Source organism: Sesame phyllody phytoplasma, from assembly GCF_018390775.2.
GTDB classification, from domain to species: Bacteria; Bacillota_I; Bacilli_A; order Acholeplasmatales; family Acholeplasmataceae; genus Phytoplasma; species Phytoplasma australasiaticum.
This window is the reverse complement of sequence record NZ_JAHBAJ020000005.1, coordinates 1-17293: the sequence shown is the minus strand read 5'-3', so window position 1 is coordinate 17293 and position 17293 is coordinate 1. Positions and strand designations below refer to the sequence as shown.

Here is a 17293-nt window from a genome sequence, read left to right as displayed (position 1 = left end):
CACTTTAAATAAGATCTCGGAAATATTAAATTAAACAAATATAATTTTAACTTAATTTAATTTTATCCAAATGATTTTTGATTAGATTTAAAGCTAACAACCAAGGAATGCTAGCGCAATTAAATTTATTAGGAAAATTCGAAATTGTTTGAAATAATAACAAATCTTTTTCTAGAACATTAATATCAAAAAGCTTATTTTTCAACATATTAATAAAATTATTAATAATTTTTAAACTTTGTATAAATGTTTTATTAGATAAATAAATTGACATTAAAGATGACGAAGCGCATATTATAGAACAGCCTTTAGTTTCATGACGAATTGTAGTTATAACTTCAGAATTAAAAAAAATTTGCAATATTACTTCATCACCACATAATAAATTATGTTTCTTTTCACTAAGACAATGATTAAAAAAATTTACAGGTAATAAACCATAATTGCAAGGTTTTTGTGAATGCATTATAATTAATTCACGATATAATAAATAATTAACCATAATATTTACTCATATTCTTGATTGTTAAGATTTAATATTAATTAAATAAATATTAACAGAATTTAAGAAAAATATATTAAAATATTAAACTTATTCTTTTTAGTCACTAAAATATATTTTCGAAATAAAGCTACTAAAGGAGTCAAATGCAAAGAATCATTAATATCTTGGGAATTAGGAAAAATTTTAATACTTCGAGATAACAATAATGATCTAGCTTCTTTTTTAGAAGAAGCCATTTTACCTTTAAGTAAAGCATCTAATAAAGTAATATCATCATTAACAGATACACAAAATAAATATTTTTTTAAAAATTTTAAGTCTGATTCGGCTAAATCTGATCTTTTTTTACTAAATAAAAGATAACTAACTTTTTCACAATCTTTAGAAACTGATTCACCATGAACTAAAGAAACTATATATCTAGATAATTCTTTTTGAGCTAATCTTTTTTGAGGATTAAGTTTCAATTCCGATGCTAAATAATTAATGCGATCTAACGTAATTAAAGTCATTTGTTTTAAAAATAAAATTACACGACTATCAGGTAAATTTAAAAAATATTGATACATTTCATAAGGGCTAGTTAATTCTGAATTTAACCATATATTACCTTTTTCACTTTTACCAATTTTAACACCTTGATCATTTAGTAATAAAGGGATACTCATACCTAAAGGCTTACACTGAGTAGGATTAATTAATTTTCTAATCAATTCTAAACCACTTGTAATATTTCCCCATTGATCTGAACCGCCGATTTGTAATATTATATTATTTTTTAAATATAAATGATAAAAATCTAAAGCTTGTAATAAATTGTAAGAAAACTCAGTATAAGAAATACCAGCACTTTCATTATTTAATCTTTCGGATATAATTTTCTTAGATAAAATATATTTTATATTAAACAATTTACCATATTGACGCAAAAAATCTAAAAAATTAATTTGGGATAGCCAATCATAATTATTAACAAAATATACTCTTTGCCGAGGTAATAAACTTTTTAATTGCATAGTGATATCTTGAGTGTTTTTAACAACTTCTTGTGGTATTAATAAATTTCTCTCTTTAGTTTCTTTAGGATCGCCAACTAAACTAGTAGCTTGACCAATTAAAATAAAAGGTGTATGACCTTTATTATATAATAACAAAATAGTATTTATTTGAACTAAATGCCCTATGGTTAAAGAAATAGCTGTAGGATCGAAACCGCAATAAAAATTAACAGTATCATAATTTAATTTATGAATTAACTCCGATTCATTACTACAATCTTTTATTAAATTACGCCGTTTTAATTCTTCAAACAAAGACATTTTTATCTCCAAATTTTAATTTATTTTTTTAACAATATTATATAAAACCAATTTTCAAATAAAATCCACTTATAAAATGAAATAAAAATTTTTAAATTTAATTAAATTTAATTTTATTTATGTTTAGTTTTAATTCTAGCAGCTTTTGATGATAAATGACGAATGTAATATAATTTAGCACGTCGAACTATACCCGAACTAAGAACTTCTAAATTTTCTAAAGAAGATGAATAAATAGGGAAAGTACGCTCTACACCTACACCAAATCTAATAGCACGTACAGTAAAAGTTGCAGATATACCGCTACCTTGACGCTTAATAACTAATCCAGAAAAATTTTGAACACGTTTACTATCATTATTAGATTGTCGAATTAACATTCTAACAGTATCACCAACTTTAAAAAAAGGTATTTTTTTAAAACTTGGATTTTCTATAGATCTAACTAAACTTTGACCTTTTAATTTCATAAATTAATATTTCCGTTTCCTTAATAAAAATTTTTACAATTAGATATAATCAAAAAAAAATAAATATTTTATAATTCATCTTCTTTTTTAAGCTCTTCTAATATTGCTTGATAAGACTGATCTAAATCAATGTTTTTTAATAAATCTGGTCTTTTTTTAAAAGTGTTTTTTAAACTTTCTTTTAAACGCCATTTATAGATTTTTTTATGATCTCCAGATAAAAGAACTGAAGGTACTTTATAATTTTTATATTCAAAAGGCCTAGTATATTGAGGATATTTTAATAAACCTTTTTGATGCGAATCAGATAAATAAGAAACTTCATTAATAACTCCTGGTATTAATCTAATTAAAACATCTATAAAAACTAAAGAAGCAATTTCGCCGCCAGTTAAAACATAATCTCCAATAGACACTTCTTCATCTATAAAATTTAAAATTCTAGCATCAACACCTTCATAATTACCACAAATAATTACTAATTGTTCAAAATGATTGACATATTGATTAACTTTTGATTGAGTTAACAAATTTCCTTGAGGAGATAATAAAATAATTTTATTCTTAATTCTAATATTTTTTTTTATTTTCGCTAAGCAATCATATAAAGGCGGGAATGATAATAACATACCTGCATCACCACTATATGGCTTATCATCTATTTTAAAATGCTTATTATGACTATATTTCCTTAAATCATGTATCTTAACAATAACTTTATTTTTTTCTTGAGCTCTTTTAATAATAGAATGATCTAAGAAATAATCAAAGAAATTCGGAAAAATAGTTATAACATCTATCTGCATGTGTTTTATTAAATAATCTTTCTTGTTCAAAAACAAAAAACAAATTTCGTATTGAAACTTTTTATCTTAAATTATTTTATTTTTTAACAAAATCTCTAAAATTAACTAATTTGAGTTTTTTTAAATTTTTTACACAAATTTTTAACAGTAGTAGTAGGTTGACCACCCAAAGATAACCAATAATTAATTTTATCTAAATTTAAATTAATTACTCCTTTTAAAGGATCATAATTTCCTAAAATTTCTAAAAATTTACCATTCCTTTTGTTATGAGCATCAATAGCTACCACACGATAAAAAGGTTTGTGGCGAGAACCAAAAAGTTGTAAACGGATTTTAACTGACATTTTTCTAACTCCAAACGCAATTTAATTAAAAAATATTTTTTAAAAAAAATACTAATTCAAGTAATTATAAAATAAAAAATAATTACTGTCAATGAAATATTGAATCATTTCGATTATTATAATATCAATAAATAATTACAAAACAATACAAAATATTATAATCTATAAAATATTATAGAACAAAAATCTCTTAATAAGTTAATTATTTAAAAATTAAAATTCAAATTAATAAAAATAATTTATACTTAATACAATAAAATAATTTTAATTATAAGTTTTTTTAAGTATAGTTTTTAATATAAATAGTATAGCAAAAAAGATGCTAATGAATTTATTAAAGATCATAATATAATCTAAATATAATTATATTTAATAATCAGAAATATAGTAAAATATATATCATTCTAATCATATAATTTCAAAAAATATGAAAATCATCAATACTTAAATAAAAAAATTAATATTTTAAACAAATTTAGAAAATTTAAATTATTTAAAATTTAATCATTATTTTTAAATAAAAATAAATAAAATGATCAAAAGGAGCAAATAATTATTAAAAATATGTATTACTATATTACAGGTTTAATTAAGTTAATAAATAATAATAGCATAATTATTGAAAATAATGGTATAGGTTATGAAATAGGTTTTTATAACCCTTATTTATTCAAAATAAATCAAAAAGTAAAATTATTTACTTATCTATATATCAAAGAAAATATACGTTATTTATATGGTTTTACAGATGTTAACTTATTAAATTTTTTTAAACAAATAATTGCTATTCCAGGTATAGGTCCCAAAATAGCTATTTCTCTTACACAAACAGAATTATTTCCAGAAATTAAAATAGCTATTGAAACCAATGATATAAATTTTTTAAAACAATTTCCCGGCATCGGTGATAAAACAGCACAACAAATTATTTGGTACCTAAATACTAAAAATAAAAATAAAAAAACAAATTATATATTAAATCCTAAACAAAAAGATGTTCAAAATGCTTTATTAAATTTAGGTTTTGACATAAAACAAATTAATACTATTATTAATAAAATTAATACAGAAAAAGATATTGAATTTATGATTAAAGAATCTTTACAATTATTATTAAAAAAATAGGAATTCAAATGGAAAAAATATTAAAAAATAAAAAAGACCCAAAAAACAAAAACGAAGATACCTTATTAAGACCTCAAACATTACAAGAATATGCAGGACAAGAAGATATTAAACATATTTTAAATATTTATATACAAGCTTCACGTAAACGACAAGAAACTTTAGATCATCTTTTATTCTATGGACCTCCAGGTTTAGGAAAAACTACTTTAGCACGTATTATCGCTAATGAATTAAAGACAAATATTAAAATTACTAATGGGGCTATTTTAGAAAAAGCTGGAGATTTATCTGCTATTTTAAGTAGCTTACAAACGGGAGAGATTTTATTTATTGACGAAATTCATCGATTACCAAAAACAGTAGAAGAAATACTATATTCTGCTATGGAAGATTATGCTTTAGATATTGTTATTGGTAAAGATTATGATAGGAGAACTATTAGAATTAAATTATCAGCTTTTTCTTTAATAGGGGCAACTACCAAATTTGGACATATCTCTTTTCCACTAAGAGATCGATTTGGTTTAACTTTAAAATTAGATTATTATAAAGAATCAGAATTAAAAACTATTCTGCAAAGAACAGCTAAAGTTTATAATAACTATATAGAAGAAGAAGCATTAACAGAATTAGTAAAGCGTAGTCGAGGAACACCTAGAATAGCTAATCGTTTGTTTCGTAGAACGCGTGATTTTGCAGAAATATATTCTAATAAAGTAATTACTCATCAAATAACACTAGAAACATTAAAAAAATTAAAAATTGATGAAAATGGATTAAATGAAACAGATTATAATTATTTAAATAATTTAGTATTTAAATTTAATGGTGGCCCTGTAGGAATTAAAAATTTAGCCGCTACTTTAGGAGAAGAAATTTTTACTATAGAAGAAGTTTATGAACCTTATTTGATACAAAAAGGCTATATAAGAAGAACACCAAAAGGTCGTATAGCAACTAATTTAACTATTAAATTACTAAATAAATTAAATCGAAAATCAATATGATTTCTTAATATAATCTTATTTTGTTAATCAAATTGAAATAAATTCGTTGTAAAAGATATTCAATATCATTATTAAAATTATGAATATTTTTAATAAATTATTAACCACTCCTTAAATAAATTAAAAATTTTTTTAATTTTTTTGTAATTAATTACAATTATAATCAATTATTTGTTTTAAAATCGTTTTATAATCTTGTTCCTTTAAATAAGAAGAATTATCTAGTAGTTTGACATATATTTCATCCTTAGAAAAACGCGGAATTATATGAACATGATAATGAAAAACAGTTTGCCCAGCCACTGCTCCATTATTATTTATTAAATTTAAACCAGAAGCTTTAAAAGCTTTAATCAATACGTGACTAATTTGGTAAACTATTTTGAATAAATGTAAAAAAACATCTTGTGGCACATCTTGAATATCGGCATAAACTTTTTTAGTAATAACCAAAGTGTGACCACGAGTAACTTGAGAAATATCTAAAAAAGCCATCACCAAATCATCTTCATAAATAATATAACTCGGTATTTGTTTATCAACTATTTTAGAAAAAATACTATGCATATTTAAATTTTTTCCTTTTTTTTATAAAAATTTTAATTTAAAATAATAGATTTAAAAAGTCTCCATCAAATTCAATTTTAAATTTAAGATAAATGAAACAATTTGTTCTTACTAATATTTTTAAAATTAATCTTAGCAATTTTATAAAAAATTGATAAACCATATCTTTCATAAATTAATTTAATTTGTTGATTGACTAAATCAGAAGCTCCTAAAATTAATTTTAAATTATTATCTTTCCCTAATTTTTCTATCTCTTGTAAGAATAAATAACGAGCAATAATAGAAGCAGCAGCTACACATAAAAATTTAGATTCAGCTTTAGTTTTAAATATAGAGATAGAATATTTGCGTTTCAATATCAAAATTGGTATTTTTGATATCTATTACAAACAGCCCCCCTCTAAACCGGACAAGCAAGTTTCCAAGCATCCGGCTTGCCATAATTTATCTTCTTGCGAAGACTAACTTAATGTCACCACTGGTTAGTTGTTGATTATAATCGTCCTGTAGCACTTTATGATATTGCACAATAAATTACTGACTTCTTTCGCCCTATAAAGGTTGTTAACCTTCATCTCGGGAGGGCGATTAACTTAATTATTCCAAATTAAGTTTTACTCCTCCGACTACTAAAAAGTCTCTTTATCCTTGGGCCTAATGACTTTTATTTCATTATTAGTTAATTTAATAACTAACCTTTAGGATTCTCCAAGTTACTCTAAATATCGACCTTGATTCCTTAGGTGAAGTAACCACTATTATTTTGGTGGTGAGATTCCAGGTTTTTAATTGATAAACTATCCAGCCCAATTATTTTAGGTTGATAGTCTCTGGACTGCTCGTTTATAGTAGTTTACGAGACAGGTTATCAAATTACATCTTCTTAGCTTCTTAGGCCCTTTCAGGCTTATCCTTAAAATCATTCGGTGGCGGTATCTTCTTGACTAACTACTTCATCGCAACCCGCTTTTAAGAACTGCTGTAATTCTTTATTGTTTCCTTTAAAGAACCGTTCTTAGCCTGTCAGTGTTTATCGCACTGGTGATTGGTTAAATCACACGATATTTAGGCCTCTTTGGCGCCCATAATAGAATGATAAACATTCGATTCCATTTTTAAATAATTAAAATAACAAGATTCAGTAGCAAATTGATCGATAATCACTGAAGATGAAAATTTTAAATTATTACAAAATCTTAAAATTAATTTATTATATAGACAAGCAAGTATATGATTAAGATTGAATTTTTTCTTAATTAAATTATTATAATCAAAAGGTTGTAAAATTTCAAAATCATAATCAATATGTTTCATTAAAAAAGGAGCTATTTTAAAAATAGCATTTTTACTTAATAATTTTGAATCTTTAACATTATTTCGCAATAAAAAATCTACTAATTCATTTCTTATATAAACTATACCAACTACTATAGGTCCGAACACATCGCCTTTACCTGATTCATCAGCTCCAACACAATCGATATAATGTTGAAAATTTTCTCTCATTAATTAAAAAACTCCTTTTATTCGGTTAAATTTATTGTTATGAATCAAATAATTATAAAATATTAATGATCCTTTTAATCCTATGATAAAAATAGATTATTTACTTTTAAAAAACAAAATTAGTTTTTAATTGTATATATTCTTCCTAAACACTCCCCTATAAAACCTTACAAACAAATATCTAAATTAATTTATTAAGCGAAGTAACTACTAATAAGTAATATTGTATTTCTTGAAAAGTTGTAAGATTCCAGGTTTTTTTCATTAATAAAATATCCGAGATAGGATGACATTTTCATTGTTTATCGGCCACTTGTTACTAGTAATGTAGATACAGATAAATTTAATTACTTGGTTTTCGGATTCTCCAAGTTACACTAAATTTCTACCTTAATTCTTTAGGTGAAGTATCCTCTTTTGGAAGTTGATTACAGGTTTTATGTGCTGATAAACTACCCAATACTTGACGTTATATTAGTAGACTCTGGACTGTCCGTTTTAGCAATTTCCGGAATAGGTTCAACGATTACCTCAATTTTCCTTCTTAGGCCATTGCAGGCTTCTCCATAGAATTATTTAGTGGCGGGTGTCATATTGACTAATTTGCTTTCGTCGCAACCCGCTTTTATGATCTGCTGCTGTAATTAGTCATTCTTTAATTTGACCTACTGACCGTATCGTTTCAGGATTTATCTTCTCTGGCTATTGGTAAAATCACACAATATTTAAGCCTCTTAAGCGCACATCCCAATTAATAGGTTTTTTTTGATGATATTTTAAATATTCATTAGCACGAGAAAATGGCTTAGAACCAAAAAAACCTCGATAAACCGAAAGTGGTGAAGGATGACTACTTTCAATAATCAAATTATCTTTAATATTTAGATAACTTTTATAATCTTGAGCTTGTTTCCCCCACAAAATATAAACAATATTTTTTTTAAAAGACAAATAATTAAATATATTAATAGTAAAAATATGCCAACCAATATTTTTATGACTTAAAGAAAAACCTTCTTCAACAGTTAAAATAGTATTCAATAATAATACCCCTTCATAAGCCCAAGAAAATAATTGATTCGTAGAAGCTTTAATGGATAAATCATTTTTTAACTCAATAAAAATATTCTTTAAACTTTTAGGAGTATCCGAAGATAAAGTGCTAAAAGCTAAACCGTGAGCTTGATTAGGTCCAGGATAAGGATCCTGACCTAAAATAACAACTTTTACTTTGTCCCAAGGAGTACACTTAAAAGCATTAAAAAGATTTTTTGGATGTGGCAAAATTTTCTTACCCAATTTATATTGAGTTATTAAAAATTTTTTTATTTTAATAAAATACTCTTTTTGTTGTTCTTTTTTGAGAATATATTCCCAATTTATATTAGGAAAAATAATATTATCACCCATATATAATAAACCTTTTAATAAAATAATAATCTAAAATAGCTAACTTAAAGTTTTAAACTAAATTATCATTAGATGAAGATTCATCAAAAATAATAAAGTAAAATAATAATAAAATCATACTCCATATTAGTATATAAGTTATTTCATAAGGAATTTTAAAAGAATATTTATAAAAAACATTATGATAAGGAATTTTTTCTTCAAATTTTTGAACAAAAGAATTATTATCACCCTTCGTAGTGACATATTTTTCTTGAGTATTATTAAAAACTACTCTATGAATAATAAAACTATCTTTTAAATAAGCAAATTCAGAAGAATCTGCTTTGAATATAATTATATCTCCATCTAATTTTCCGGGATTACTTGTTTTTAAAAGTTTACATTTATCTTCATCTAATAAAGTAAAAAAAACTATATCATCAACACGCATTTTAGGTAACATGCTATCACTAGATACTCGAGAAAAATTAAAACGAAAAATTTTAGTAGTATTTTCTTTATCTAAAATTAAATTACATAATAAAAATATAACTAAAAAAAATAAAAATAGATTAAAAAAATAATAAATAATATTTCTAATTATACTTAACCTAAAATACCTTTTATATTTTATAAAGCCCATTATAAAATCACCGTTATGCCCCATTCTTTAAAATTATTCTGAAAAAATTTCTTTATAAATATACATTCACCAACAAAGGGGAAATAATTCCTCCCTAGGGAGAACCTGATAAGGATTCATATTTGATGCCATCTTTCATGAAACCGGCTTTCAGCCATTTGTTAATGGTTGAGAGAGTTTTATTTCTTTCTGATAAACTGTTTTAAGGTTCTCATAAGGAACTCATGATTGATGATATCAAAGTAGCCTTTTAAGTCAATTTTGACAATGTAATCAATTCCTTTAAATCTTTGTTTGACACGTTTGATGGCATCATTACAAGATTTTTTGGTTCTAAATCCAAAACTCCATTCTGAGAAGATTTTCTCAAAATAAGGAGTTAAAAGTTGTTCGAGACATTTCTGTATCAGCCAGTTTTTGATGGTCTGTAACACCAAAGATCTGGTTTTTTTATTATCTTTGGGAATGAATATCCTTTTAACTGGTTTCGGGTGGTAATCATTATTGAAGTATTCCAGATGGTATTTTTCTAGTTTTTTAAGATTGATCCCATCAATGGTTTCATTGTCAATACCGGGTGTACCTGCCTCTTTGTTAGCCACGATTTTATTGAATGCTGTTAACGTGTTGCGAAAGTTATTCATTCCTTGCTGGAGTTCTCTTATTAAAGAGTAACCGTTTGGTGAACAATATTGAATTCTATTCAATGTTCGCAAAAGTTTAGTTTCTGGTGAAACCGTTGTTGACATAATTTATCAACTCCCTTCCCGATACCATTGAATAAATAGTAAATTACTTTCTTCTTTCGCCCTATAAGAGTGATTAGCTTTCTTCTCGGTAAGATGATTAACTAAATTATTCCAAATCTAGGTTTACCTTTACGACTACTATAAAGATTCTTTATCCTTGACCATCCAGACTTTTATTTCCGGATTAGTAAATTTAATTACTTAGTTTTAGGATTCTCCAAGTTACGCTAAATTTCTACCTTAATTCTTTAGGGGAAGTTTCCTCTTTTGGAAGTTGATTCCAGGTTTTCTGTGCTGATAAACTACCCAATACTTGACGTTATATTAGTAGACTCTGGACTGTCCGTTTAAGCAACTTTCGAAACAAGTCACATTATTACATCAATTTTCCTTCTTAGGCCATTTCAGGCTTCTCCATAGAATTATTCGGTGGCGGTATCTTCTTGACTAATTCGCTTTCGTCGCAACCCGCTTTTATGGTCTGCTTTGATCCGACATTCTTTCGTTAACCTGACCGACTATATCTTTTCAGAGTTTATCGGCCCTGGCAATTGGTTAAATAGCAGGAAATTTAGGCATCTTTGGCGCCCCATCAAAAATAACAAAAAATACCAAAAATAAATAAAAACTAAAAAAAATAATTAATAATAATTTTAAAATGTTTGCAAAAATTATTAAAATTTAACCAATACAATAAAAATACAAAAAATATTAAATCAATTTATACTTCAAATATTTTTTATACAATTCAATAATAAATATAGGGATAAAAGACAAAAACATAATTATATTAATATCCCAAAACGATAACTTAGCCAAATTAAAATATTTTTGGCAAATAGGAATAAATAAAATAATTAATTGCACTAAAAAACTTATTATAAAATAAATAATAAAAATCGGATTTTTTGTTTTAAGAGAAAAAATAGATTGTGATAAACTTCTAAAATTCCAAGCATGAAATAATTGTGAAAAAGCCAAAACCATAAAAGCAAAAGTTTGAGCATATTTAGCATTATCGACATCATGTATATAATATCCTAAAATAGCAGAACCAAAAACAATAACGCCCAACATCAAACCTTCGAAACAAATTTTATATAATGACGCTTTATTTAAAAAATTAATGTCTTTTTTAACCATGGAATTATTTATCATATTAGTCTCAGGCGGCTCCATACCTAAAGCTAAAGCCACTAAAGAATCAGTAACTAAATTAATCCAAAGTATTTGTAAAGTATTTAAAATAACAAAATCCAAAGGAAAACAAAAAAATCCCAATAAACTATTAAATAATATAAGACAAATTTCTCCCATATTACAACTTAATAAAAACATTAAACTTTTACGAATATTAACGAAAACATTTTGCCCTTCTTTAATAGATGTTACAATAGTATTAAAATTATCATCCATCAAAACAATATCAGCGCTTTGTTTAGTAATTTCAGTACCATTCAAACCCATAGCCAATCCTACATCAGCTTGTTTGATACTAGGAACATCATTAACACCATCACCAATCATAGCAACTACATAACCTAATTTCTGCCAAGCTCGAACAATTTTTAATTTATGTTCCGGAATAGTACGAGCATAAACTTTAATATTCGTCAAATTTTGTAATAATTTTTTTTCATCTAATTTATCTAATTCAGATCCATCGATTACTAAATCTGTTTTTTTATTTAAAATATTTAATTTATTAGCTACTTTCATAGCTGTATAACGATTATCACCTGTAATCATAATAGTTTGAATATTAGAGTTATGACATTCCTGAATAGACTGGAAAACTTCCAATTTTAAAGGATCTTCGATACCTGTTAATCCCACTAAAATAAGATTTCGACGTAAAATATATAAAATTTCTTTAACAGAAATATTATCAGATAAAAACTGAGAATCAAAAAAATTTGTATAAGCAACTCCTAATATTTTATAACCTATTTTAGCTTGTTTATTTAATTGAAATTCAAATTCGTCTTTATATTTTGCATTTTTAATAACATTATTTTTTGTATTATTAATACAAATATAATATGATAAATCCAATAAAATTTCACCAGCACCTTTAACAATAGTAAAATATTTATTTTTATCTTTATATATAGTAATCATTAATTTGAACTCGTCATCAAAAGGAAACATTTTAATTAATTTATATTGTTTTCGTAATACATTAATATCAATATTTAAAAATTTAGCTAATTCCAAAAAAGAACGATCTACAGAATCTAATAAATCAAAACAAGAAATATTTTTTTCATTATCATGTTGAGCAATACTATTACATAAAATACCATAATGAATTAATTGTTGATAATTAGAAATTAAATTATCAGGAATTAATTGACTAGAATAATCAATATTAAAGTGATTTGAATAAACATATAAAAATTTAATTAATAATTTATTTTGAGTAAGTGTTCCTGTTTTATCTGTACAAATAACATTAATAGCTCCCAAACGTTCTAATGTTTTTAAACTTTTAACAATAGCATTGGATTTAGCAATTTTTTTTACTCCAAAAGCAAAAATAATAGTCATAATAGCTAATAAACCTTCAGGAATAACAGCCACAATTAAAGCAATGGAAGATAATAAATAACTACTTATAATATTCCAATTCAAACTATTGAAAAATAAATAATATTTTAAAATATTAAAAAGAAAATTTATAAAAATCAAAATAAAAATAATAAAACTCAAAATTTTAGTTAATTTTTGTAAATAAAATTCTAAAACTGTTTTTTCTTTTTTAACTGTTTGAGACAATTTAGTAATACGACCTATTTGCGTTCTCATTCCTGTATTAATAACTACAGCTTGGGCATTTCCGTTAATTATAACAGTATCCATAAATAACAAATTTTTATTATTTAATAAATTTGAATCAATAATTTGAACGTTAGTATTTTTAGTAACTGAATTTGATTCACCTGTTAAAATGGCTTCATCCACTTGTAAATTATTAGAAGTTAATAGAAGTAAATCAGCAGGAACTATATCTCCTTTATCTAAAAAAATAATATCTCCTGGAACTAAATGATCACTAACAACAGATTTTATATTAGATTCTCGTAAAACTTTGACATATATTTTAGTAGTTTGGGTAATAATATCAAAAGATTTATCTTTTTGATACTCATGAAAAACACCAAAAATAGCATTACCTAATATAATTAAAAAAATTAAAATACCTTCATACAATTCTTCTTGATGACGATTTAAAATACCTATAATTAAAGTAATAAACGCTGATGTTAATAAAATATATATAAAAAAATTATTCAATTGATTTAAAAATTTTTTTATTAAAGACTTAGGTTTGGGCTTGAACAATGTGTTCAAACCATGTTCGATTAATCTAGATTGAACTTGTTGTTCTGTCAATCCTGTTTTTAAATTAGTTTGTAACTCTTCTACTAATAATGATATTTCAGAATTATAAAACAAAGAATTCATATATAACGAAAACCAAACCTTCTAAGGAATATGCCTAATAATTATTATTAATTTAAACAATAAAATTAATAAAAAAAATTTTAATTATTGTCAATATAAAAAAATTAAAATCATTTTATTTGTTTAGGAATATTAGATTTAGTAACTCTAACTTTGGTTATAACTAAACCGTTATGAGATAAACCATCAAAAATCCAATCATTATACATTATTCGAATTTTTTCATTACTTTCTGGCATTCTACGCAATTTATCTAACATAAAACCACTTAAAGTATCATAATCATCTACTGGTAAATTAGCATTTAAATATTCTTCTATATCACACAGATGAGCAGTACCTTTTATAATAAATTCTTGATCGGAAATTTTTACAATTTCGAAATCGTTTTTATCATATTCATCCTGAATTTCGCCTAGAATTTCTTCAATAACATCCTCAATAGTTACGATACCAGCTGTACCTCCGTATTCATCAACTACAATAGCCATATGTTTTTGTTTAGACTGCATTTCTTTCAATAATTCGCTAATATTTTTAAATTCTGTAATATAAAAAACTCGTCTTAAATAATGATTAATATTAAACTTTGAATAATTATTCTTATAAGGACGTTGATCATTTGTAACTAATAAAACTTTAAAAAGATCTTTAATATGAACGATTCCTAAAATCTTATCTAAATTTTCCATATAAACAGGAAATCGAGTATATTTTTCTTTTAAAATAAATTCTCTCAATTCATTAATACTAATATCATGACGAATGGCTACAATTTCTTTTCTATGACGCATAATATCTGAAACTTTAGTGGTATTGAAATCAAAAATATTTTGTATCATATTGTTTTCATTACTATTAATAACTCCTTGATTATAAGAAGCACTTAATAAAAAACGTAATTCATCTTCTGAAACAATATCTTGAGTTTTATTCGGATCAATCCTTAAACAATATAAAATGAGATTGCTTATTTGATGCAACAACCAAACAAAAGGTTTCATAAAAAAACAAACTAAATTAAACAAACCTAACAAATAATAAGCAGTTTTTAAAGGATAAATTAAAGCAATTCGCTTAGGAATAATATCCCCTAAAACCAAAGAAAGAATAGTTAATAAAATTTGAATTTCACCATGAGAATCATGATGCAACATATAACCTTGGATAACTGTTAATATATGAATAACTATTTGAATTACAGACAAAAAATGAGTAGGTTTAGATTTAATTTTTTTAATTTTTACGGCTTTTTTAATACCTTTTTCTATTTCAAGATCTAATTTGCTTTCACTTAAAGAAACTAAAGAAATTTCAATAGCTGACAATAAAGCATTGATAAAAATTAATGCTATGATAGTCAAAATAATTATACTCATTTTATTCTATAACCTCTTTCACATTTAACTGTAATAAAATATGGGTTATAAAAAATAAAACTTTTTAAATAATTATTTTTATCATCATTTTCCATATACGTTTAAATTACCTTATTCTCCTTTTTTTTAATTTCTTCTTTTATCAAGAACAACTTTTAATAATTTTACCATAAATTCAAATAAAAGTAAAATCGTTAAATTATAAATTCATTTTAATTACAATGTTTTTAATAAGCTCTAGCAAATAAAATAGTTTGATTTGCTTTTTTGTTAGTAACAGGACAAATTTTATTTAATAATTTTTCTTTTAAAATAACTCTAGCTGTTGCTCCTGTTTCTTTTTTGATAATATCTTCCGCTTCGTTAGCTAAAACACTCATCTTAACATATCCCTTTTTAGATAAATAAATTTTAAACTCTTCATAATTATTAGCAATATAAATATTTTTTTCCATACGTTGCAAAGCATTATCGAACATGTTTTTATGAATATTTTTAATCAAATTCGAGATATTTAACAACAATTCGGAAGCATTAATAACAATTTTTTTTCGACTGTGTCTAATAAAAATGGTTACTTGTTCGTTTTGTAATTCTTGTTCTCCTATTTCTAATCTCAAAGGAACTCCTTGCAATTCATAATGACTAAATTTCCAGCCAACATTTTTATTTTGTATATCTAATTTAGTACGATATTTTTTCAACAATTGTTTATAATAAAAATTAACTTTTGTTAATAAAAGTGAATTATTTAATCTTAAAGGAATAATAACTATCTGTATAGGCGCAATATAAGGTGGCATTACTAACCCTTCATCATCGCCATGTACCATAATAATGGCACCTATTAATCTAGACGAAACAGCCCAAGATGTTTGATGTGCTAATTGCATAATAGAATTTTGATCTTGAAATTGAATCTTAAAAATTTTAGAAAAATTAGTTCCTAAATAATGAGAAGTACCTGCTTGCAAAGATTGACCGTCATACATTAAAGTTTCAATAGCATAAGTGATTAAAGCTCCTTTAAATTTTTCTTTTTCTGTTTTGATGCCTGAAATAAAAGGTATAGCTAATAATTCTTTACCTAATTTTTTATACAAATTTAAAATATAAAGAGTTTCTTTAAGAGCTTCTTGTTTAGTAGCATGAACTGTATGCCCTTCTTGCCATAAAAATTCTTTACTCCTTAAAAAAGGTTTAGTATTTTTTTCCCAACGGACTACGCTGCACCATTGATTAAATAATTTAGGTAAATCTCTATAAGAAGTAATAACACTCGAATAATACTTGGCAAAAATTACTTCTGAAGTAGGACGCAGAATTAATCTAGACAATAAAGGTTGATTAGCGACATTATCGATAATAAGAGTTTCAGGAGCAAAACCTTGAATATGTTCTTTTTCGAGTTGAAATAAATTTTCAGAAAAAAGTAATGGAAAATAAACATTCCTATGATTACTTTTTTTTAAATAATGATTTAAAAATTTTTGTATCATTTCCCACAAAAAGTAACCATTGGGTAGATAAATAAAAAAACCTGGTACATCAGAATAAGAAATTAATTTAGCTTTTAAACAAAGGTCTGTATACCATTGACTAAAATTAATATCACGACAATGAACCGTTTTAACTAATTTATTTTTCATATAATTTTTTCTTATAACCTTTTACAAAATAACCTTAAAATACTACAATTATTACATAATAAATATTTATTAAAAAATATTTTTACAATTAAAATTATCTTAATAATACGGATAGATTAATTGCGTTTTATTCAGCGATTTATCTTTGCTGTTTTATTTACAATCAGCCCCCGTCCAAACCGGACAAGCAAGTTTCCAAGCATCCGGCTTTCCATAATTTACTCTCTTTCGAGAACTAATTTTCCCTCACGGTTGATTAGTTATTTGTTCTTATCGTTCTTGTTTCCTAATATCCTGTATTTGTTGATTTGTTACCTTTCGATGACAATTCTTACACAGTACTTTAGTTCTTTTA

The 17293-nt window shown here is 24.6% G+C and carries 15 protein-coding genes and 1 pseudogene; 2 read left to right on the top strand and 14 right to left on the bottom strand.

Annotated features, from left to right (window positions below; translation table 11 throughout):
• Positions 1-46: 46 nt before the first annotated feature.
• The 5 genes from KHD59_RS00860 to rpsP form a co-directional block, all read right to left on the bottom strand.
• Complete coding sequence (locus tag KHD59_RS00860; protein ID WP_193622248.1) at positions 47-502, bottom strand: iron-sulfur cluster assembly scaffold protein; 456 nt, start codon at positions 500-502, stop codon at positions 47-49.
• Positions 503-564: 62 nt separating this feature from the next.
• Positions 565-1824 (bottom strand): tyrosine--tRNA ligase, encoded by a 1260-nt coding sequence (gene tyrS / locus KHD59_RS00855; RefSeq protein ID WP_213680321.1) that lies wholly within the window; start codon positions 1822-1824, stop codon positions 565-567.
• Between the two features lie 113 nt (positions 1825-1937).
• Positions 1938-2294: a 50S ribosomal protein L19 gene (gene rplS, locus KHD59_RS00850; protein WP_193622211.1), complete on the bottom strand. Its 357-nt coding sequence runs from the start codon at positions 2292-2294 to the stop codon at positions 1938-1940.
• A 68-nt stretch (positions 2295-2362) separates the two neighbouring features.
• Positions 2363-3100, bottom strand: coding sequence for a tRNA (guanosine(37)-N1)-methyltransferase TrmD (trmD, locus tag KHD59_RS00845; protein ID WP_004995012.1), 738 nt, complete (start codon positions 3098-3100; stop codon positions 2363-2365).
• A 101-nt stretch (positions 3101-3201) separates the two neighbouring features.
• Positions 3202-3447, bottom strand: coding sequence for a 30S ribosomal protein S16 (gene rpsP, locus KHD59_RS00840; RefSeq protein WP_004995014.1), 246 nt, complete (start codon positions 3445-3447; stop codon positions 3202-3204).
• A 564-nt stretch (positions 3448-4011) separates the two neighbouring features.
• Between rpsP and ruvA the strand changes: the two genes are divergently transcribed.
• Both ruvA and ruvB read left to right on the top strand, forming a co-directional pair.
• The gene (ruvA, locus tag KHD59_RS00835; protein ID WP_213680322.1) at positions 4012-4572 is read left to right on the top strand and encodes a Holliday junction branch migration protein RuvA; all 561 of its coding nucleotides are present in this window, start codon (positions 4012-4014) and stop codon (positions 4570-4572) included.
• Positions 4573-4580: 8 nt separating this feature from the next.
• Positions 4581-5582 (top strand): Holliday junction branch migration DNA helicase RuvB, encoded by a 1002-nt coding sequence (gene ruvB / locus KHD59_RS00830; RefSeq protein WP_213680323.1) that lies wholly within the window; start codon positions 4581-4583, stop codon positions 5580-5582.
• A 147-nt stretch (positions 5583-5729) separates the two neighbouring features.
• On the opposite strand, the gene KHD59_RS00825 is transcribed toward ruvB, so the two are convergent.
• The 9 genes and pseudogenes from KHD59_RS00825 to proS form a co-directional block, all read right to left on the bottom strand.
• Entirely contained in the window at positions 5730-6149 is a 420-nt protein-coding gene (locus KHD59_RS00825) for an HIT family protein (RefSeq protein ID WP_213680324.1), read from the bottom strand.
• Positions 6150-6232: 83 nt separating this feature from the next.
• Complete coding sequence (locus tag KHD59_RS00820) at positions 6233-6508, bottom strand: hypothetical protein (protein ID WP_213680325.1); 276 nt, start codon at positions 6506-6508, stop codon at positions 6233-6235.
• 709 nt (positions 6509-7217) lie between these two features.
• The gene (locus tag KHD59_RS00815; protein WP_213680326.1) at positions 7218-7658 is read right to left on the bottom strand and encodes a hypothetical protein; all 441 of its coding nucleotides are present in this window, start codon (positions 7656-7658) and stop codon (positions 7218-7220) included.
• Positions 7659-8372: 714 nt separating this feature from the next.
• Complete coding sequence (locus KHD59_RS00810; RefSeq protein WP_213680327.1) at positions 8373-9068, bottom strand: uracil-DNA glycosylase; 696 nt, start codon at positions 9066-9068, stop codon at positions 8373-8375.
• Between the two features lie 52 nt (positions 9069-9120).
• Positions 9121-9717, bottom strand: a complete 597-nt coding sequence (locus KHD59_RS00805; RefSeq protein ID WP_238120216.1) for a signal peptidase I — start codon at positions 9715-9717, stop codon at positions 9121-9123.
• Between the two features lie 73 nt (positions 9718-9790).
• Positions 9791-10442: pseudogene (locus KHD59_RS00800) on the bottom strand (reverse transcriptase domain-containing protein); the annotation flags it as partial.
• 711 nt (positions 10443-11153) lie between these two features.
• Positions 11154-13910, bottom strand: coding sequence for a cation-translocating P-type ATPase (locus KHD59_RS00795; protein WP_213680328.1), 2757 nt, complete (start codon positions 13908-13910; stop codon positions 11154-11156).
• Between the two features lie 110 nt (positions 13911-14020).
• Positions 14021-15289, bottom strand: a complete 1269-nt coding sequence (locus KHD59_RS00790; RefSeq protein WP_213680329.1) for a hemolysin family protein — start codon at positions 15287-15289, stop codon at positions 14021-14023.
• A 227-nt stretch (positions 15290-15516) separates the two neighbouring features.
• Entirely contained in the window at positions 15517-16938 is a 1422-nt protein-coding gene (gene proS / locus KHD59_RS00785) for a proline--tRNA ligase (protein WP_213680330.1), read from the bottom strand.
• Between the last annotated feature and the right edge of the window lie 355 nt (positions 16939-17293).